This is a genomic window from Streptomyces sp. 2-1 (assembly GCF_048564895.1).
GTDB lineage: Bacteria > Actinomycetota > Actinomycetes > Streptomycetales > Streptomycetaceae > Streptomyces > Streptomyces phaeochromogenes.
This window is the reverse complement of the sequence record NZ_CP183383.1, coordinates 8,077,484-8,095,474: the sequence shown is the minus strand read 5'-3', so window position 1 is coordinate 8,095,474 and position 17,991 is coordinate 8,077,484. Positions and strand designations below refer to the sequence as shown.

19 protein-coding genes are annotated in these 17,991 nt (G+C 70.7%); 7 read left to right on the top strand and 12 right to left on the bottom strand.

Annotated elements, in window-relative coordinates; translation table 11 throughout:
- Positions 1-435 precede the first annotated feature (435 nt).
- Both ACN20J_RS35625 and ACN20J_RS35620 read left to right on the top strand, forming a co-directional pair.
- Entirely contained in the window at positions 436-1,107 is a 672-nt protein-coding gene (locus ACN20J_RS35625; RefSeq protein WP_055615461.1) for a potassium channel family protein, read from the top strand.
- Positions 1,107-1,784, top strand: a complete 678-nt coding sequence (locus ACN20J_RS35620) for a potassium channel family protein (protein ID WP_189841148.1) — start codon at positions 1,107-1,109, stop codon at positions 1,782-1,784. Before ACN20J_RS35625 ends, ACN20J_RS35620 begins: the two co-directional genes overlap by 1 nt.
- Positions 1,785-1,988: 204 nt before the next feature.
- On the opposite strand, the gene ACN20J_RS35615 is transcribed toward ACN20J_RS35620, so the two are convergent.
- The 7 genes from ACN20J_RS35615 to ACN20J_RS35585 form a co-directional block, all read right to left on the bottom strand.
- On the bottom strand, positions 1,989-2,708 hold the full coding sequence (locus ACN20J_RS35615) for a DUF3159 domain-containing protein (protein ID WP_055615459.1): 720 nt from the start codon (positions 2,706-2,708) through the stop codon (positions 1,989-1,991).
- A gap of 3 nt (positions 2,709-2,711) precedes the next feature.
- Positions 2,712-3,110, bottom strand: a complete 399-nt coding sequence (locus tag ACN20J_RS35610; RefSeq protein ID WP_189841147.1) for an OB-fold nucleic acid binding domain-containing protein — start codon at positions 3,108-3,110, stop codon at positions 2,712-2,714.
- 80 nt (positions 3,111-3,190) lie between these two features.
- The gene (locus ACN20J_RS35605) at positions 3,191-3,874 is read right to left on the bottom strand and encodes a response regulator (protein ID WP_055615458.1); all 684 of its coding nucleotides are present in this window, start codon (positions 3,872-3,874) and stop codon (positions 3,191-3,193) included.
- Positions 3,871-6,429: a sensor histidine kinase KdpD gene (locus ACN20J_RS35600; protein ID WP_361922350.1), complete on the bottom strand. Its 2,559-nt coding sequence runs from the start codon at positions 6,427-6,429 to the stop codon at positions 3,871-3,873. The genes ACN20J_RS35605 and ACN20J_RS35600 overlap by 4 nt, the downstream gene beginning before the upstream one ends.
- Positions 6,430-6,614: 185 nt before the next feature.
- The gene (locus tag ACN20J_RS35595; RefSeq protein ID WP_055615456.1) at positions 6,615-7,307 is read right to left on the bottom strand and encodes an ABC transporter ATP-binding protein; all 693 of its coding nucleotides are present in this window, start codon (positions 7,305-7,307) and stop codon (positions 6,615-6,617) included.
- A gap of 59 nt (positions 7,308-7,366) precedes the next feature.
- Positions 7,367-8,593, bottom strand: a complete 1,227-nt coding sequence (locus ACN20J_RS35590) for an alginate lyase family protein (RefSeq protein ID WP_189841144.1) — start codon at positions 8,591-8,593, stop codon at positions 7,367-7,369.
- Positions 8,594-8,790: 197 nt separating this feature from the next.
- Positions 8,791-9,684: a peptidoglycan-binding domain-containing protein gene (locus tag ACN20J_RS35585; protein ID WP_419667561.1), complete on the bottom strand. Its 894-nt coding sequence runs from the start codon at positions 9,682-9,684 to the stop codon at positions 8,791-8,793.
- Between the two features lie 196 nt (positions 9,685-9,880).
- Between ACN20J_RS35585 and ACN20J_RS35580 the strand changes: the two genes are divergently transcribed.
- The 4 genes from ACN20J_RS35580 (at position 9,881) to ACN20J_RS35565 (ending at position 14,088) form a co-directional block, all read left to right on the top strand.
- Positions 9,881-10,447 (top strand): TetR/AcrR family transcriptional regulator, encoded by a 567-nt coding sequence (locus ACN20J_RS35580; RefSeq protein ID WP_190226859.1) that lies wholly within the window; start codon positions 9,881-9,883, stop codon positions 10,445-10,447.
- A 149-nt stretch (positions 10,448-10,596) separates the two neighbouring features.
- Entirely contained in the window at positions 10,597-12,054 is a 1,458-nt protein-coding gene (locus ACN20J_RS35575; RefSeq protein ID WP_419667560.1) for an MFS transporter, read from the top strand.
- 35 nt (positions 12,055-12,089) lie between these two features.
- The gene (locus ACN20J_RS35570; protein ID WP_419667559.1) at positions 12,090-12,584 is read left to right on the top strand and encodes an SRPBCC family protein; all 495 of its coding nucleotides are present in this window, start codon (positions 12,090-12,092) and stop codon (positions 12,582-12,584) included.
- A gap of 142 nt (positions 12,585-12,726) precedes the next feature.
- Complete coding sequence (locus tag ACN20J_RS35565; protein ID WP_419667558.1) at positions 12,727-14,088, top strand: carotenoid oxygenase family protein; 1,362 nt, start codon at positions 12,727-12,729, stop codon at positions 14,086-14,088.
- A gap of 86 nt (positions 14,089-14,174) precedes the next feature.
- Here ACN20J_RS35565 and ACN20J_RS35560 read toward each other — a convergent pair whose 3' ends face one another.
- The 3 genes from ACN20J_RS35560 to ACN20J_RS35550 are packed head-to-tail and all read right to left on the bottom strand — an operon-like array spanning position 14,175 to position 16,040.
- Positions 14,175-14,936 carry a DUF3710 domain-containing protein gene (locus ACN20J_RS35560; RefSeq protein ID WP_189841138.1) on the bottom strand — a complete coding sequence of 254 codons (762 nt, stop codon included), beginning with the start codon at positions 14,934-14,936 and terminating at the stop codon, positions 14,175-14,177.
- Position 14,937: 1 nt separating this feature from the next.
- Entirely contained in the window at positions 14,938-15,459 is a 522-nt protein-coding gene (gene dut / locus ACN20J_RS35555) for a dUTP diphosphatase (protein ID WP_189841137.1), read from the bottom strand.
- Positions 15,456-16,040, bottom strand: coding sequence for a PaaI family thioesterase (locus ACN20J_RS35550; RefSeq protein WP_189841136.1), 585 nt, complete (start codon positions 16,038-16,040; stop codon positions 15,456-15,458). The genes dut and ACN20J_RS35550 overlap by 4 nt, the downstream gene beginning before the upstream one ends.
- Positions 16,041-16,098: 58 nt before the next feature.
- On the opposite strand from ACN20J_RS35550, the gene ACN20J_RS35545 reads away from it, so the two are divergent.
- Positions 16,099-16,563, top strand: coding sequence for a DUF3093 domain-containing protein (locus ACN20J_RS35545; RefSeq protein WP_055615447.1), 465 nt, complete (start codon positions 16,099-16,101; stop codon positions 16,561-16,563).
- Positions 16,564-16,747: 184 nt separating this feature from the next.
- On the opposite strand, the gene ACN20J_RS35540 is transcribed toward ACN20J_RS35545, so the two are convergent.
- Complete coding sequence (locus ACN20J_RS35540; protein WP_190226855.1) at positions 16,748-17,644, bottom strand: hypothetical protein; 897 nt, start codon at positions 17,642-17,644, stop codon at positions 16,748-16,750.
- A 13-nt stretch (positions 17,645-17,657) separates the two neighbouring features.
- Complete coding sequence (locus tag ACN20J_RS35535; RefSeq protein ID WP_005481602.1) at positions 17,658-17,954, bottom strand: DUF4193 domain-containing protein; 297 nt, start codon at positions 17,952-17,954, stop codon at positions 17,658-17,660.
- Positions 17,955-17,991 lie beyond the last annotated feature (37 nt).

Sequence of the window (17,991 nt, the reverse complement as noted above, 5' to 3'; positions counted from 1 at the left end):
CAGAGGATCGTAAGCGGTCGAACACGGCCACGCCCACCCTCCCCCGCCCTCGGCGTCGCCGGGAGGACAGCGCGGCCGTCCTTCGTCTGCCCTCCGAGTGAAATCCCGTACGGGCCCGGTTGCGGATTCCGCCGCCGGGCGAAGCCGCATGCCTATATGAAAAAAGCCAAAACTTTGCCGCCCCTTGCCACTTCATGGAGGTTCCATGCACGCCACCGCGGAACTCATCGGCGCCGCCGCCGGACTCGTAGGGCTCGGGATCCTCACTCTCGTCAGCGTGCGCAGCATCAGCCGCCGCTGATCGCCGGGATCCCGCGGACGATCGTGCGCGGGGGTGCCCCCCGCGGACCGCGCGTGTGTAGCTTGGGCGTCGGTCTGAGACGCTGTCTTAGCGTTTCAGCCTGATCAGCAACTTTTCACACCGGAAGGACGGTCGTGCACATCGTCATCATGGGCTGCGGAAGAGTGGGTTCCGCTCTTGCCCAGACCCTGGAGCAACAGGGGCATACGGTCGCCGTGATCGACCAGGACCCCACCGCCTTCCGACGACTGGGCTCCGGGTTCGGCGGCCGTCGTGTCACCGGTATCGGCTTCGACCAGGACACCCTGCGCGAGGCGGGCATCGAGGACGCCGGTGCCTTCGCCGCCGTCTCCAGCGGTGACAACTCGAACATCATCGCCGCCCGGGTGGCCCGCGAGATGTTCGGCATCGAGAACGTCGCGGCGCGCATCTACGACCCCCGCCGTGCCGAGGTCTACCAGCGGCTGGGCATCCCGACGGTCGCCACCGTCCGCTGGACCGCCGACCAGATGCTGCGCCGGCTGCTGCCGTCGGGCGCCGAGCCGCTGTGGCGCGACCCCACGGGCGGGGTGCAGCTCGCCGAGGTGCACGCGTCCACGGCGTGGGTCGGTCAGCGGATCAGCCGGCTCCAGGAGGAGACCGGTGTGCGCGTGGCCTTCCTCACCCGGCTGGGCGAGGCAGTGCTGCCCACCTCGCAGACGGTGCTGCAGGAGGGCGACCTCGTGCACGTGATGATGCGTACGGACGACGTCGAGAAGGTCGAGGCGTCGTTCGCCGAGGGCCCCGAGGAAGAAGGCGGTCACTGATGAGGGTCGCCATTGCCGGTGCCGGTGCGGTGGGCCGCTCGATCGCGGGCGAGCTCCTGGAGAACGGGCACGAGGTCCTGCTGATCGACAAGGCGCCGACCGCCATCTCGGTCGAGCGCGTCCCGCAGGCGGAGTGGCTGCTCGCCGACGCCTGCGAGATCACTTCGCTGGACGAGGCCGCGCTCCAGCGGTGCAACGTGGTCATCGCGGCGACGGGCGACGACAAGGTGAACCTCGTCGTATCGCTCCTCGCCAAGACGGAGTACGGGGTTCCGCGGGTCGTCGCCCGCGTCAACAACCCCAAGAACGAATGGCTGTTCAACGAGTCGTGGGGCGTGGACGTCGCCGTCTCGACCCCCCGTCTGATGTCGGCCCTGGTCGAGGAGGCGGTGAGCGTCGGCGACCTGGTCCGCCTCCTCCGCTTCAGCCACGGCGACGCCAACCTCGTCGAACTGACCCTGCCCCCGGAGTCGGCCCTGGCCGGCACCCAGGTCGGCGAAGTGGCCTGGCCCGAGGACACGTCCCTGGTCACCATCATCCGCGGCACCCGGGTCCTCACCCCGACCCGGGAGGACTCCCTGGAAGCAGGCGACGAACTCCTCTTCGTGGCGGCCCAGGCCCGCGAGGAACAGCTGGAGGACCTGCTGTCGGTCCGCCGCGAGGAGACGGCGGGCTGACGCTGGACGGCTGACGTACGGAGACAAATTGAGGGGCGCTCGGAGACATCTCCGAGCGCCCCTCAATTTCAGCTTGGTCCGGCTCTACGTCTCAGCCCGGTCCGGCACCATCCAGCCCGTCCGGCGTTTGAGGACGAGGCCGTTCAGGCCGATAGCGGGGGCCTGGGGGCGGCAGCCCCCAGCGGCCCACACAGGCACCGGTGCCTAATCCGCAGACCGAGCCGCTGCTTCCCGCTCCTTCTCGGCCCGCTCCTCCGCTTCCATCTCCGCAAACACATCAATCGGCGGCGGCGCCTTCGCCAGGAAGACCCACGTGAGCCAGACCGCGAGCAGGAACGGCGGGATCTTCAGCGCGATCAGGACCCAGCCGAACTGAGTCGTGTCGGCCCACCAGTACAGCGGGAACAGAATCGCGCACTTGGCGAGCAGGATGAGCCCCCAGGCCCAACTGGCCTTCGCGTACGCCGTCTTGCGCCCAGGGTTGCGCGTACGCCAGGAGAGGTTCTCCTTGAAGACCGGGCCGAGAATGAGCCCGATCAGCGGAACTCCCGCGAGCGTCGTGATGATGTAGGCGAGGGCGAGTCCGAGCGTGTAGAGCATGCCCGGCAGGTAGAAGTCCTTCGCGTTGCCCGTCATCATCGCGAAGACCACGCCGAAGGCCACACCGAAGACGCCGCTGAAGGCGTGCTTGACGGTGTCCTTCATGACCAGGCGGACCACGACCAGCAGGATCGAGACACCGAGGGCCGCGATGGCGGCGGAGTGCAGGTCCTTGTTGATCGTGAAGATCGTGACGAAGAGCAGGCCCGGCAGGACCGTCTCGATCATGCCCCGCAGACCGCCGAACGCCTCGAAGAGCGCGGCCTCGGTCACCGCCCGCGAATCCCGCTGGGCGTCTTCGGTCGGCTTGTCGAGCGACGTCACCGGCTACTCCCGTCCGAGGGGTCTGAGTTCGTATTTGGGATTGAACAGCACCCGGCGGCCCCGGCTCAGCGAGATCCGGCCCGACGCGATCAGCTTGCGCCCCGGTTCTATCCCCACTATGGAGCGCCTGCCGAGCCACACCACGTCCAGGGCGGCCGAACCGTCGAACAGCTCGGCCTCCAGGGCCGGGACACCGGCTCTCGGGCGCAGGGTGACCGTGCGCAAGGTACCAGTAACGGTGACCACCTGTCGGTCCCGGCAGTCACCGATACGCGTACAGCCCGCGGTCTCCGTGTCCTCGCGCAGCTCCTCCGACTCCAGGTCCTCCTGGGACGAGGAGAGCCGGTCGATCATCCGCCGGAACCGGCCCGCCGGCTTTTCGGAACGAGGAACAGCGCTCATATCTGAAGCGTACCGGGGGGCGCTGACGTCTACGTACCCCTGGTGCCGCCACTCGAACCGGCGTACGACCCGAACCGGTCTCACTTCTCGAACCGATACCCCATGCCCGGCTCCGTAATGAAGTGCCGGGGATGCGCCGGGTCCGTCTCCAGCTTGCGGCGCAGTTGGGCCATGTAGACCCGCAGATAGTTCGTCTCGGTGCCGTAGGAGGGGCCCCAGACCTCCTGGAGCAGCTGTTTCTGGCTGACCAGGCGACCCGTGTTGCGCACCAGCACCTCCAGGAGGTGCCACTCGGTGGGGGTGAGGCGCACGTCGCGGCCGTCCCGGTTGACCTTCTTGGCGGCCAGGTCGACGGTGAAGTCCTCGGTCTCGACGATCACGTCCTCCTCGTCGCCGCCATTGGGCTCGGCACGGCGGACGGCGGCCCTCAGGCGGGCGAGCAGCTCGTCCATGCCGAAGGGCTTGGTCACGTAGTCGTCGGCGCCGGCGTCGAGGGCCTCGACCTTCTCGTCGGAGGAGTGCCGGGCGGACAGCACCAGGATCGGCACGCGGGTCCAGCCGCGCAGCCCCTTGATCACCTCGACGCCGTCCATGTCGGGCAGGCCCAGGTCGAGCACGACGACGTCGGGGTGCCGGGCGGCCGCGAGCTGGAGGGCGGTGGCGCCGTCGGGGGCCGCGTCGACCTCGTACTTGCGTGCCTTGAGGTTGATCACGAGGGCTCGGGTGATCTGCGGCTCGTCGTCGACCACGAGGACGCGGGTCATGAAGCCTGCCTTTCCGGTTCTACGAATGCTGTGACGTCCACGAAGGGTGTCGGGTGGGCGGGGGCCGCCCTGAGGGTGAGGACCATGGTGAGGCCGCCGCCGGGGGTGTCCTCGGCGTCGAGGGTGCCGCCCATGGCCTCGGCGAAGCCCCGGGCGACCGCGAGGCCGAGGCCCACGCCGGAGCCGCGCGGGGCGTCCCCGTACCGCTGGAAGGGCGCGAAGATACGGTCCTTCGCCTCGTCCGGGACCCCGCGGCCGCGGTCCACCACGCGTACCTCCACGCGGTCTCCGAGCGTGCTGGCGGCGACCAGGACCCGCTCGCCGGCGGGGCTGTACTTGACGGCGTTCTCGACGACGTTGGCGACCGAGCGCTCCAGCAGGCCCGGGTCGACGGCGACCATGGGCAGCGTCTCGGGGATCTCCAGCTCGACGCTGTCCTCGGGGACTCCGCCAAGGGCCATCGGGACGACCTCGTCGAGGTCGATCTCGCGGATCAGCGGGGTGACCGTGCCGGTCTGCAGGCGGGACATGTCGAGGAGGTTGCCGACCAGGTGGTCGAGGCGGTCGGCGCCCGCCTCGATGCCCTCCAGGAGCTCGGCCTCGTCCTCCTCGGACCAGGCGACGTCGTCGGACCTGAGGGACGACACGGCGGCCTTGATGGCGGCCAGCGGGGTGCGCAGGTCATGGCTGACGGCCGCCAGCAGCGCCGTACGGATGCGGTTGCCCTCGGCGAGTGCGCGGGCCTGCTCGGCCTCCTCCTGGAGGCGCTTGCGGTCCAGGACGACGACGGCCTGGGCGGCGAAGGCGGCGAGCACCCGGCGGTCCTCGGCGGGCAGGACCCGGCCGGAGAGGGCGAGCGCGGTGTGGTCGCCGACCGGCATGTCGACGTCCGCGTCCTCGGGGAGCGTCGGCGGGTGCGGGCCGACGCTGCCGGCGCAGGTCCACGGGTCGACGTCGCTGTCCCGCTCCAGCAGGGCCACCGACTCCATGCCGAAGGTCTCGCGGACCCGCTCCAGCAGGGCGTCCAGGCTGGTCTCGCCGCGCAGGACGCTGCCGGCCAGGAAGGAGAGGATCTCGGACTCGGCCCGCAGCCGGGCGGCCTGGTGGGTGCGACGGGCGGCCAGGTCCACCACGGAGGCCACCGACACCGCGACGCCCACGAAGATGACGATGGCGACGATGTTCTTGGGGTCGGCGATCGTCATCCGGTGCAGTGGCGGGGTGAAGTAGTAGTTCAGCAGCAGCGAGCCGAGGGCCGCCGAGGCGAGCGCCGGGAGCAGCCCGCCGAGGAGGGCCGCCGCGACGATCAGCGTCAGGAAGAGCAGCATGTCGTTGGCGAGCCCGAGGTTCGAGGCGCCGTGGGTCAGCAGCAGGGCGAGGAGGGCCGGGCCGACGACACCGACCAGCCAGCCCGCGATGATCCGGGACCGGCCGAGCCGCGATCCCCGGGCGGCCGGCAGTCCGCGCCCCTTGCCCGCCGCGTCGTGCGTGACGATATGGACGTCCAGGTCGGGCCCCGACTCCCGGGCGACCGTGGCGCCGACGCCGGGGCCGAGCACGTACTGCCAGGCCTTGCGCCGCGAGGAGCCCAGCACGATCTGGGAGGCGTTGACCCCGCGGGCGAACTCCAGCAGCGCGGACGGGATGTCGTCGCCGACGACGTGGTGGAAGGTGCCGCCGAGGTCCTCGGCGAGGGTGCGCTGGACGGCGAGTTCCTTGGGCGAGGCGGAGGTCAGGCCGTCGCTGCGGGCGATGTAGACGGCGAGCACCTCGCCGCCGGCGCCCTTCTCCGCGAGCCGGGCGGCGCGGCGGATCAGCGTACGGCCCTCGGGTCCGCCGGTCAGGCCCACGACGATGCGTTCACGGGCCTGCCAGGTGGAGCGGATGCCGTGCTCGCCGCGGTACTGCTGGAGGTACTCGTCGACGCGGTCGGCGACCCACAGGAGCGCCAGTTCGCGCAGGGCGGTGAGGTTGCCGGGGCGGAAGTAGTTGGAGAGGGCCGCGTCGACCTTGTCGGGCTTGTAGATGTTGCCGTGCGCCATCCGGCGGCGCAGCGCCTGGGGCGACATGTCGACGAGCTCGATCTGGTCGGCCCTGCGCACCACCTCGTCCGGGACGGTCTCGCGCTGCCGTACTCCCGTTATCGACTCGACGACGTCACCGAGCGACTCCAGATGCTGGATGTTGACCGTCGAGACGACGTCGATCCCGGCGGCGAGGAGCTCCTCGACGTCCTGCCAGCGCTTGGCGTTCCGGGAGCCGGGGACATTCGTGTGGGCCAGTTCGTCCACCAGGGCGACGGCCGGGGCACGCTCCAGGACGGCGTCGACGTCCATCTCGGTGAAGACGGCGTCCCGGTAGGAGATCTCTCGGCGGGGGATCCGCTCCAGACCGTGCAGCATGACCTCGGTGCGCGGCCGGTCGTAGTGCTCGACGAAGGCCACCACGCAGTCCGTGCCCCGCTCGACGCGCCGGTGCGCCTCGGACAGCATCGCGTACGTCTTGCCGACGCCCGGTGCCGCACCGAGGTAGATCCGAAGCTTGCCGCGTCCCATGGCCCCATTGTCTTCCCAAAACGCACTGCGTACGCTGCGTCGACCTTACGGCCAACAATCCTGACAAATGGGGTGAGGGGTGGGGCACGGGACGTCTTTGACAGAACCCTGACGCGCCGCCGCGGACCCCTCCGGACCTCAGTACTCCACGAGCTCGGCCTCAGTGCTCGACGGTCTCGCCGTGGCTAGTGCTCCACGATCTCGCCGTCACTCAGCTCCAGGACCCGGTCGGCGAGGTCCAGGAGGGCCGCGTCGTGGGTGGCGACGAGCGCGGTGACCCGCTCACTGCGGACGACCGCCCGCAGCAACTCCATCACCGCGATACCGGTCTCGGCGTCGAGCTGGCCGGTGGGCTCGTCGGCGATGAGGAGCGCGGGCTCGTTCGCGAGGGCGCGGGCGATGGCCACGCGCTGCTGCTGCCCGCCGGAGAGCTCGCCGGGCCGCTGCGCCGCGTGGTCGGCGAGCCCGACCAGGGAGAGCAGCAGCTCGACGCGCTCCTCGCGCTCGCGGGGCTCGGCCCGGCGCAGCCGCATCGGCACGCCCACGTTCTCGGCGGCCGTCAGGATCGGGATGAGACCGAAGGACTGGAAGACGAAGCCGATACGGTCCCGGCGCAGCTCCAGCAGCCCGTTCTCCCCGAGTCCGGAGAGGTCGAGCCCGTCGACGGTGATCCGCCCGTCGTCCGGTTCGTCGAGCCCGCCGACGAGGTTGAGCAGTGTGGTCTTGCCGGAACCCGAACGCCCCTTGAGAGCGACGAGTTCACCGCGCGGTATGTCGAACGAGACGCCGCGCAGGGCGTGTACGGCGGTGGCTCCGCTGCCGTACGAGCGGTGGACGTTCTCGACGCGCACCATCGTTTCGGTGACGACCTGGCTCATGACCCTCCCCCGTGGACCGGGCGCCAGTATCACCGTCCGGCGCCCGGTCGGGCAACGTCTCAGTTCGGGTTGTCGCCGTGCGTGAGCGTCTCCCAGGCGACGAAGAGGTTGTTGCTCCCCGACGGCCTGTTCTGCTGTGTCAGCCGCTCGGTGTTGGTCATGACATGGCCGAGGCGATTGCTCAGGGCGTTGTGGCCCACCTCGGTGATCGGACCGAGCCCGAGGTGCAGCGACCCGCCGCACAGCCAGCTCGGGGGCGCCTCGCCCAGCTGGTACTTGGCCTGGAAGCCGAGCGCGTGCCGCAGCCGCTCCCCGACGTCGGTGCCGTACAGGTCCTGGCCCTGGATGCGGCTCGTCTCGGCGACGTGCGAGATCGCGGAGATGCCGTATCCGGTGTGCGTGAGGTCGCGGCAGGTCTCCTGGGTGAGCCCGTTGACGAAGGTCGACTGCCCCTGCCAGTAGTTGATGATCTTCTGCGCGGTGTCGAGGTTCTGGCTCGGCACGGTCTTCGGCAGCGCACCGTCGGAGGACAGATACACGAACGCGGCCGTACGGGTCCGGAACTTCGCCATGGCCTTGTCGTACGAGGCCTTGTCCTCCAGGAAGACGGAGATGCCGACGGCGGCCTCCATCATCGACAGCTCCCAGTTGCCGTTGGAGTTCGAGCCGTTGATGATCTCGGGGAGGTACACGGTGCGCAGCATGGTCGCGAAGCGGCCCGAGTTCGCCCAGCCGCCGTCGTACGTGTACTTGATGATCTCGGCGGCCTTGGGCCAGGACGAGCCGGCCCAGCCGGTCTGCAGCGGGGCGTTGCTGTTGGTGTGGTCCCGGATCGTCGCGGACCAGGCGTCCATCAGCTCGATCGCCTTCCTCGCGTACCGCGCGTCCCTCGTGACGTACCAGGCGAGGGCCTGGGTGTACGCGGCGATCGCGTCCTCGCGCTCGTCGGTGCAGCCGTTGTTGGGGTTCGAGTACGAGCCGCACTCGACGACGGCCCGGGGCTTGGGGGTGCGCGTGAGCGAGCCGTACTTGCTCGCCAGCATCTGGTCGTACGCGCCCTTCCAGGGCTGGGCGCCGGCGTTGACCTGTTGCCGGGCGAAGTCCAACTGGCCGCGGGAGACGGTGACTCCGGGGTGCGTGAAGGTGGCGGGAGCCGCCTCGGCGCGGTCGGCGGCGGGCCAGGCGAGGGCACCCGCCAGGAGAGCGGCGACGGTCGCGACGAGCGCGAAGCGGGATCTACGGCGGTGACGTGGAGGTACCGGGGTGTTCAGCATTGTGGGGGACATCCGTTCTCGTATGTGAACACGGAATGCCTTTATGAACACAGGCGTTGGCCGTGACCATAGGTACGGACCAATTTCACGTCAAGAGAAAAGGCAGCAGAAAAGAAGCGGGGGAAGGTGCGGACGAAGGGGTCGGGGAACGCCAACGGCTCGTGGGGCTCCGGAAGTCGTCCGGAGCCCCACGGGCCGTTTCGCGGGAATCAGGCCTTGACCGTGAAGCCGTGCTCCTTGCCGAGTCGCTTCAGCGTCGTCTGGCCGGGGATGCCGTTGGCGTCGGCGCCACTGAAGCCGTACCGACGCTGGAGACTCGCGTACGCCTCGACCGTCCTGCTGCCGAAGGAGCCGTCGGCCCACTGGGCGGGCAGCAACCCCTCGGCGACGAGGGCCTTTTCGACGACGAGGACGTCCGCCTTGTGGGTCTTGCCGCCCTGGGGCAGACCCGGGTCGCGGCGCGCGGCGGCGACGACGTTGCTGAGGTCGACGACCGGCTTCGACGGCGTGGGGAGGCCCGCCCCGGGGGACCCGACCGGGGCCGCCGCGAAGAGGGCGGACTTGTCGATGTTGCCCGGGTCCCAGTGGTCGTTGCCCGGGATGTTGGCGTGGCCGTAGTGGCCGCCCTTGCTCATCCAGATCGTCCGGGGGCGGTTGGTCGCGTCGGTGCCCGAGGTCGCGATGCGCCCGGCGGGGAAGGTGTCTGGGATCTTCCAGGAGCGGATCGCGGCCATCATGGCCCGGTAGTTGGGCCCCGGCTTCCAGGTCGCGGTGAACGGCTTGCCCGCCCGCCCGAGGACCTCGATCTGGATGCAGACCTTCCCGACGCGGTTGGTCCGCGTCGAACCGTCGTTGCGCAGCGCGCGGGCGCTCGCGTTCAGCGGCCCGAACTGGCCGAGCCGGTCGGTCGTCGGGTCGTACAGCAGGTGCGGCTCGGCGGAGACGCTGATCAGATGCGACGTCACGGAACGGAACGCGTCGTCACCGGCGCCACTCTCCGTGGTGTGCCAGACGACGCGGCCGGGGATCGACGGATGGTCCATCGCACCTCCGATGCTCCCGTCGCCCAGCCGCTGCGCCTTCTCGATCCAGTTCGTACCCATGCCGGGCCCCCGTGCTCTGTCGCGTAGTCGGTAAGTCGTGGGTGGTACAGGCGAGTTGACGGCTCGGCGCCAGCTCCGCCCTGGGTGACGCAGCGTAGCCACTCGCGGGTTGCGGTTCGGACGTTTCTTTATTTTTTCAGCGCAAGGAGTGGCTCCGCCCTTGACGGCGAAAAAGTGTGAGTGGTTGAGTACTCACATGCAGACGGAACGACGACGCCACCTGTCCACCGCCGAGGAGCGCCGCGAGACGGTGCTCCGCACCGCCATCGGCGCCTTCGCCTCACGGGGCTACTTCGGCACGACGACCACGGAGGTGGCCAAGGCCGCCGGAATCTCCCAGGCGTACGTCTACCGGCTGTTCCCGAACAAGGAGGCCCTGTTCGCCGCGGTCGTCGAGCACTGCTTCGTCAGGGTGCGCGAGAGCCTGGAAGGGGGCGCGGCCGAGGCGAAGGGCAGTTCACCGGAGGAGGTGCTCTCATCGATGGGCAACGCCTACGCCCACCTGATCAGCGACAACGACCTCCTGCTCGTCCAACTGCACGCCCAGGCGGCCGCGGTCTCCGTCCCCGCGATCCGGGACGCCGTACGAGCGGGGTACGCCCGCACGGTGGAGTACGTGCGCGGCGCCTCCGGGGGCGACGACCGACAGGTCCAGGAGTTCTTCGCCGTCGGCATGCTCTGTCATCTCGTCGTGTCGATGGAGGCGCAGGAAGTGGACGCCCCATGGACGCGCACCCTCACGGCGGGCATCCGGCACTACTGACGAGCCCGCCGGCGGGGCGAGGGGTCGCGCTTCACACCCCGACAGCCCCGCCCATTTTTTGGGACTGAAGAGTGAGTGGTCAACCACACATACTCACAGCGGCCAAGAACTCACAGGAACTCACAGGAACCCCCGAGAAAGGGAACCCGATGTCCAGCACGCGAAAGGGAGCCAGGGCGGTCCGCCCCGGCGCCGCCCTCGCGGTCCTCGCCGCCGCCCAGTTCGCTGTCGCGCTCAGCACGTCGATCGTCAACGTCGCCCTGCCCGCGGTCCGCGACGGCGTCGGGCTCTCGGACGCCGGCATGTCCTGGGTCGTGAACTCCTACGGCCTCGCCTTCGGAGCGCTGCTCCTGCTGGGCGGACGAACCGCCGACCTCGTCGGCCGGCGCCGCGTTCTCCTCGGAGGCCTCGCGCTGTTCACCGTCGCCTCGGTCGCCGCGGGCCTCGCCACCGGCCCGGGGGCGCTGATCGCCGCCCGCACCGCACAGGGCGTCGGAGCCGCCGCCGTGGCACCCGCCGCGCTCTCCCTGGTCATGCGGCTCTTCCCGCCGGGCCCCGGGCGCGCCAAGGCGATCGGGGTCTGGGGCGCGGTGTCCGGCGCGGGCGGAGCCGCCGGAGTCCTGCTCGGCGGGGTGCTGACCGAGGGCCTGGGCTGGCCGTGGGTCTTCCACATGTCCGGACTCGGCGCGGCCGTCGTCCTCGTCGGCACCCTGCTGCTGGTCCCCGCCTCACCGCCCGACGAGGGCGCCCCCGGGCGGCTCGACCTCGTCGGCACCCTCACCGTCACGGCCGGACTGGTCGCGCTGGTGTACGGGCTGACGTCGGCCGGACGTTCCGGCTGGACCGACCCCTGGGTGCTGGGCTCCCTGGGCACGGCGGCCGTGCTGCTCGCGCTGTTCCTCCTGGTCGAGCGGCGCCACCCCGCTCCGCTGCTGCCGCCGCGGCTGTGGACGGAGGGGCTGGTCGCCCCGGCCAACCTCGTCATGACGCTGCTGGGGGCCGTCTGGGTCGGCCTGTTCTTCTTCCTGCCGCTCTATCAGCAACAGGTCCTCGGCGCCGGGCCGTTGGAGACCGGGCTCTCCCAACTCCCCCTGGCGGCGGCGAACATGCTCGGCTCCTGGTTCGCCCCGCGGCTCGCCCGTCGGTTCGGCCCGCACGTCACGCTCGCCGCGGGCCTGCTCACCCAGGCCGCCGGACTGCTGTGGCTGTCCCGGATCACGGCGGACGGCAGCTACCCGACCGACCTGCTCGGCCCGATCCTCGTGATCGGGCTCGGCCTCGGCACCGCGTTCGTCCAGCTCACCGGGGCCGCCGTGACCGGTGTACGGCCCGCCGACTCGGGCCTGGCCAGCGGCCTGGTCAACACCACCCGGCAGATCGGCGGTGCCGTGGGCCTGGCCGTCCTCGGCACGCTCGCCGCCTCCCGCACGGCCGCCGCCGCACACCACCACTCCCCCGCGGCGGCCCTCACCGAGGGCTACCGGCTCGCCTTCCTCGTCTCGGCGGCCGTGGTCGCCGTCGCCGCCGCACTGACTCCCCTCCTGTCCCGCCGCCTCGCGGCACAGCCCCGCACCGAGGAGGCCCCGGCCCCCGCTCCCACCCGCTGAACGCCCGTCCGACACCAACAGAAGGAGATCCCGCCATGAACGCCGAGAACGCCAAGCACCCCGAGACCACACCCACCCACTCCGTCGACGAGGACGCCCCCGTCGTCGTACGCCTCTCGACCACCGTCGACGCCCCGCTCGCGACCGTATGGGCCCTGCACACGGACATCGGTTCCTGGGCCGACTGGAACACGGACATCGACAGCGTCGACTTCAACGGCCCGCTCGCGCCGGGCGCCTCCTTCCGGTGGCTCACCCACGGCCTCGACATCACGTCCACGATCCGCGAGGTCGTGCCCGGCGAGCGGATCGTCTGGGGCGGCCCGGCGCACGGCATCGAGGGCGTCCACGTCTGGACCTTCGAGAAGACCGGCGGGGCGACCGGCGAGCGGACCGTGACGGTCCGCACCGAGGAGTCCTGGGCCGGAGCCCCGGTCGAGGAGCGCCCCGACGAGATGCGCGAGGCGCTGCGGCAGTCCCTGGAGAGCTGGCTGAGCCGCCTGCGGTCCGAGGCCGAGCGCCGCGCCTGACACGCCGTACAGCCCCGGTACGGCGCGCGAGGTGCCCGCGTACGCCGGTGTCACCCGCCACCCGCCCCCTCGCGCCACTCCACGAGAAGCCACTCCACGAGCCCCCATCCACCAGCGGAATCCCACCAGAAAGGTCACCGTCATGAGCGTCGAGAAGCCGTACCTGACCGGCCACTACACCCCCGTCACCGACGAGATCACCGCCACCACGCTCACCGTCGAGGGGACACTCCCGCCCGAGCTGACCGGCCGGCTGATCCGCAACAGCCACAACCCGAAGCCCGGCATCACCCCCACCCACTGGTTCAAGGGCAGCGGCATGGTGCACGGCATACGGCTGCGTGAGGGGCGCGCGGAGTGGTACCGCAACCGCTGGGTGCACACCCCGGCGCTCGAAGGCGCCCCTTATATGACCGAGCGGGGCCCCGACCTGACCGCCAGCACCGCGGGCACCCACGTCATCGAGCACGCCGGACGCCTCCTCGCGCTCTGCGAGGCCAACCTCCCCTTCGAGCTGACCGCCGACCTGGAGACCGTGGGCGCGTACGACTTCGGCGGCAGGCTGACGTCGGCGATGACCGCGCACCCCAAGGAGGACCCGGCCACCGGCGAACTGCACTTCTTCTCCTCGTCGCCGTTCCCGCCCTATCTGATCCACCACGTGGCCTCGCCCGACGGCCAGGTCCTGGACACCCAGGAGGTCCCGGACGCGAGCGCCGCGCTCAAGCACGACTTCGCCATCACCGAGCACCACGTCGTGTTCCTGGAGGGCTCGGTCACCTTCGACCCGGCCGAGCACTCCGGCATCCCGTACGGCTGGAGCGACGCCCAGCGGTCCCGGATCGGGGTCATGCCGCGCGGCGCGGGAGGCGCGGCCCGCATCCGCTGGTTCGAGGTCGACCAGGGCTACGGCATGCACTTCGCCAACGCCTACGAGGACGCGTACGGCCGGATCGTCGTCGAGGGCCCGACGGTGGGCCGTACCGGCTGGCAGCGCTCCTGGAACTGGTGGGTCGGCGCCCCGGACCGCGGCGCGGAGCCCAACTCCGGTTCCAGGACGAGGCGCTGGACCGTCGACCTCGCGGCGGGCCGTGTGAAGGAGGAGCAGACGGACGACCTCACCGTCGAGTTCCCCACCATCAACGACGCCTTCACAGGCCGCGAGCACCGCTACCAGTACGCGCTGTCGTTCCCCGACGACCTGGGCATCGGCAACCACACGCTGGTCAAGTACGACCGCCGGGACGGCACCCGCCAGTTGCTGCCGTTCGGCAACGGCCAACTGCCCAGTGAGGCCGTGTTCGCCCCGGCGGACGACGCCGCCGGCTCCTCCGACGAGGACGCCGGGTATCTGCTCACCGTCGTCAGCGATCTGAACGCCGACGCGTCCAGGCTGCTCGTGCTGGACGCCTCGGACCTGTCCCTGCCGCCGGTCGCGACGGTCCACCTGCCGCGCCGCGTACCGGCGATGATCCACGGCTCGTGGATCCCGGACGCCGGCTGACGGGAAGTCCCGGGAAACGGTGAAACGGCGGTGGGCCGCACTCCCCGAGGGGAGTGCGGCCCACCGCCGTACTTCCTTGTGCGCGGCTACCGGACCTCGGTGATCTCCGGTCCGCGCTGCAGCTGACCCATGCCGCCGGAGAAGCGGGAACCTGCCTGCTCCTCCTGCTGGACGCCCTCGGCGACCATCTGCGCGTCGTCCGGCAGCTTCAGGACGATCGGGTCGCGCGGGGCCATCGGGCCCTCACCGCGGACCACGACGGTGTCCCGGAAGATCGACTCCAGTACGCCGCCGGTCTGCGGCTGCACGGCGCCCTGGCCGGAGATCACTCCGCGCAGGAACCAGCGGGGCCCGTCCACGCCGATGAACCGGACGACCTGGAAGCCGCCCGTCCCGTCCGGCAGCTGCACCGGTACCTGTGCGCGCAGCTCCCAGCCCAGCGGGCCCTCGACCTCGTCGATGACACCGCCCTGCTGGGTGATGCCGGTGGCGATCTCCTCGCGGACCTCGCCCCAGATGCCCTCGCGCTTGGGGGCGGCGAAGGCCTGCAGCTGGACGGCGCTGTCCTTGAGCACCACGGTCGCCGCGACGATGGCGTCGCCCGCGACCTCCACCCGGAGCTCCATGCCGTCGACCCCGGGCACGAAAAGACCGCCCAGGTCGACCCGGCCCTCGGCCGGATCCCGGACCTCTGTGCTGTCCCAGGGCCCGTCGGGGCGCGGCTCGGGCTCGAGCCTCACGCGCTCGCGCTCCGCGTCGTCCGCCTCAGTGTCGACACCGTCGACGACCTGCTCGGCCTCGCCCGCCGCGTCCTCGGCGGCACTGCCCTTCTTGCGACGTCCGAACACGTCACTGTCCTTCCCGGTCGGATACGACCGAAGCGTATCGATTCCCACCCGCTGTGCCGCCCACGGCGGAATGCCCGCCGGTGGACCCGAAGCCCCCCGCGGCCCGCGCCGAGTCGGGAAGCTCCGCCACCTCCTGGAAGCGCACCTTCTCGACCTGCTGGACGACCAGTTGGGCAATCCGGTCGAAGCGCTCGAACCGCACGGACTCGCGCGGGTCGAGATTCACCACGATCACCTTGATCTCCCCACGGTACCCGGCATCAACCGTCCCCGGGGCATTCACCAGAGCGACACCGCAGCGGGCGGCGAGCCCGGATCGCGGGTGCACGAAGGCCGCGTACCCCTCAGGGAGCGCGATGCACACTCCCGTGGGCAGCACGGCCCTCTCGCCGGGTTCCAGTACGCGGCTCTCCGTCGTCCGGAGGTCCGCGCCGGCGTCGCCGGGGTGCGCGTATTCCGGAAGCGGTACGTCCGGATCGACGCGCTTGATCAGCACGCCCACCGGAGTCGGGGTCGGGGTCACGGGTTCACCTCGAAGGCACGGGCACGACGGACCTGGTCGGGGTCGTCCATGGCCGCACGGATCTCCTCCGGGCGGCCGTTGTCGATGAAGTGCTCCACCTTCACCTCCAGGAAGAGGGCGTCCGCGCGCACGGCGACGGGCCCGTCCGGGCCGCCGATCCGTCCGGTGGCGGACGAGTAGATCTTGCGCCCCGCCACCGCCGTCACCTCGGCCTCCAGGTACAGCACGGTACCGACGGGCACGGGCCGTACGAAGTCGGTCTCCAGGCGTCCGGTCACCGCGATGGTGCGCAGCAGCCAGTTCAGCGAACCGAGGGTCTCGTCGAGTGCGCTCGCGAGGACTCCGCCGTGCGCGAGGCCGGGAGCGCCCTGGTGGGCCGGCTTCACGGTGAACTCGGCGGTGATCCTCACCCCCTCGCCCGCGCGGGCCTCCAGGTGCAGTCCGTGCGGCTGATCTCCGCCGCAGCCGAAGCACTGGCCGTAGTGCGCGCCGAGCAGCTCGCCGGGCGCGGGCGCGTCGGGATGCCTCACCGGCGCCACGGCGTCGGCCGGGGGCCGCAGAGCTGAAGATGTACCACTCACAGGCGCAGACCTTACCTCCGCGTCAGCGCCGCGCACGCACCGTGGCAGGCTAGGCCGTATGCAGCTTTCCGCCTCGCCGTACGAAGAACGTCTGACCGCGCCCCGCTCCTGGTGGTTCATCAGCCTGCTGGTGGGTCTGTCGATGGCCCTGATCCTGCTGCCGTTCGGCACGCTTCCCCTGCTGGGGGGCCTCGTCGGCGGCACGGCGGTCGCGGCGGTGGCGGCCAGTTCGTACGGCTCCGTACGGATCCGGGTGGTGGCCGGCTCCCTGATCGCGGGCGACGCGAAGATCCCGGTCTCGGCCCTCGGCGAGGCCCATGTCCTCGACCCGGAGGAGACGCGCGCCTGGCGCACGTTCAAGGCCGACACACGCGCCTTCATGCTCCTGCGCTCCTACATCCCGACGGCACTGCGCGTCGAGGTCACCGACCCGGCCGACCCGACCCCGTACCTCTACCTGTCGACCCGCGACCCGGAGCGCCTGGCCGCGGCACTGGAAGCGGCCCGGACGACGACGGCATAGATCCGGCCGAATCCGCCACCGGTCCGGCTCCCGGCTCCCGGCTCCCGGCTCCCGGCTCCCGGCTCCCGGCTCCCGGCTCCCGGCCGAGTTTGGGCTGTGCTCCTACTCGTGTCCCGTACGGAAACTTTCCCTTCCGCGGGTCAGAACTTTGCCTGCCAGGGCCGGGGAAGGAGACCAGCGGGGATCAGCGCCCCAGTTCCTTGGGGATCTCTCCGACGCGCAGCGGATCGGCGGGCTTCTCCAGGGGCGGCAGCGCCGGCAGCGCGTCCCACGGCACCTGCGCCTTGCGGAGGTCCTTGCGGATGCGCTCCGCGAGCTTTCTCGTGTCACGGCGGTTCATGACCGCCCCGACGGCGGCGCCGACCATGAACGGCATCAGGTTCGGCAGATTTCTGACCATGCGCTTCATGATCTGCTGGCGCAGCTCGCGCTTCAGCTGGCCTCCGAGGGCCGCGTTGATCGTCGACGGTTTGGTCACGTCGATTCCGCGCTCCTCCGACCACGAACTCAGATACGTGGTGGAGCGCTCTTTCAAATTGCCCGGCGGCCGCAGGCCGTAGACCTCGTACAACTCCGCGATCATCTTCATCTCGATCGCGGCCACGCCGGTGATCTCGGCGGCCAGCTCCGTGGGCATCGCCGGAGGTACCGGCATCATCGCGGCCGCGCCGATTCCCGCGCCCACCGTGGAGGTCGCGTTGCAGGCGCCCGCCACGAGTTTGTCCGCGAGCTGCTCGGGGCCGAGGCCCGGGAACTGCCTGCGGAGGGTCGCGAGGTCCCGTACGGGGATACGCGGGGCGTTCTCGATGATTCGGTCGGTGAGGTACGCCAGGCCCGCCCTGGCGCGGCTGCCGCCCTTACGGACACCTTCCTTCACCCCGTGGCCGACCGCTGCGGCCCTGCGTCTGGCGACAGGCGCCTTGGGAACCGGCACCTCCAGGGCACCGGAGGCGCCTGTCGCTTCCACTGCTTCGAGCGAGGCCGGGTGGCCCCGCTCGTCGTCACGCATGCCGTCCGAGGACGGACCGGCCGCTCCCTGGTCACGAAAGCGGCGCTTCCAGGGCGGGGTCGAGCCTGTCACGGCCGACCCTGCCTCAGTCGCAGTCGCGGCAGATCGGCTGGCCGTTCTTCTCGCGGGCCAGCTGGCTGCGGTGGTGGACCAGGAAGCAGCTCATGCAGGTGAACTCGTCCTGCTGCTTCGGCAGGACCCGGACGGCCAACTCCTCGTTCGAGAGGTCCGCGCCGGGCAGTTCCAGGCCTTCTGCAGCCTCGAACTCGTCCACGTCGACCGCCGAAGTCGACTTGTCGTTCCGGCGAGCCTTCAGTTCTTCAAGGCTGTCCGAATCGACGTCGTCGTCGGTCTTGCGTGGGGTGTCGTAATCCGTTGCCATGTCGCTCTCCCCCTCTGGGTGTCTGCGGTGTCTCCAG

Coding starts and splice junctions, on each gene's coding strand:
- ACN20J_RS35620 (WP_189841148.1), top strand. CDS start 1,107: ATGAGGGTCGCCATTGCCGGTGCCGGTGCGGTGGGCCGCTCGATCGCG.
- ACN20J_RS35610 (WP_189841147.1), bottom strand. CDS start 3,110: ATGAGCGCTGTTCCTCGTTCCGAAAAGCCGGCGGGCCGGTTCCGGCGG.
- ACN20J_RS35605 (WP_055615458.1), bottom strand. CDS start 3,874: ATGACCCGCGTCCTCGTGGTCGACGACGAGCCGCAGATCACCCGAGCC.
- ACN20J_RS35600 (WP_361922350.1), bottom strand. CDS start 6,429: ATGGGACGCGGCAAGCTTCGGATCTACCTCGGTGCGGCACCGGGCGTC.
- ACN20J_RS35595 (WP_055615456.1), bottom strand. CDS start 7,307: ATGAGCCAGGTCGTCACCGAAACGATGGTGCGCGTCGAGAACGTCCAC.
- ACN20J_RS35590 (WP_189841144.1), bottom strand. CDS start 8,593: ATGTCCCCCACAATGCTGAACACCCCGGTACCTCCACGTCACCGCCGT.
- ACN20J_RS35585 (WP_419667561.1), bottom strand. CDS start 9,684: ATGGGTACGAACTGGATCGAGAAGGCGCAGCGGCTGGGCGACGGGAGC.
- ACN20J_RS35580 (WP_190226859.1), top strand. CDS start 9,881: ATGCAGACGGAACGACGACGCCACCTGTCCACCGCCGAGGAGCGCCGC.
- ACN20J_RS35575 (WP_419667560.1), top strand. CDS start 10,597: ATGTCCAGCACGCGAAAGGGAGCCAGGGCGGTCCGCCCCGGCGCCGCC.
- ACN20J_RS35570 (WP_419667559.1), top strand. CDS start 12,090: ATGAACGCCGAGAACGCCAAGCACCCCGAGACCACACCCACCCACTCC.
- ACN20J_RS35565 (WP_419667558.1), top strand. CDS start 12,727: ATGAGCGTCGAGAAGCCGTACCTGACCGGCCACTACACCCCCGTCACC.
- ACN20J_RS35545 (WP_055615447.1), top strand. CDS start 16,099: ATGCAGCTTTCCGCCTCGCCGTACGAAGAACGTCTGACCGCGCCCCGC.
- ACN20J_RS35535 (WP_005481602.1), bottom strand. CDS start 17,954: ATGGCAACGGATTACGACACCCCACGCAAGACCGACGACGACGTCGAT.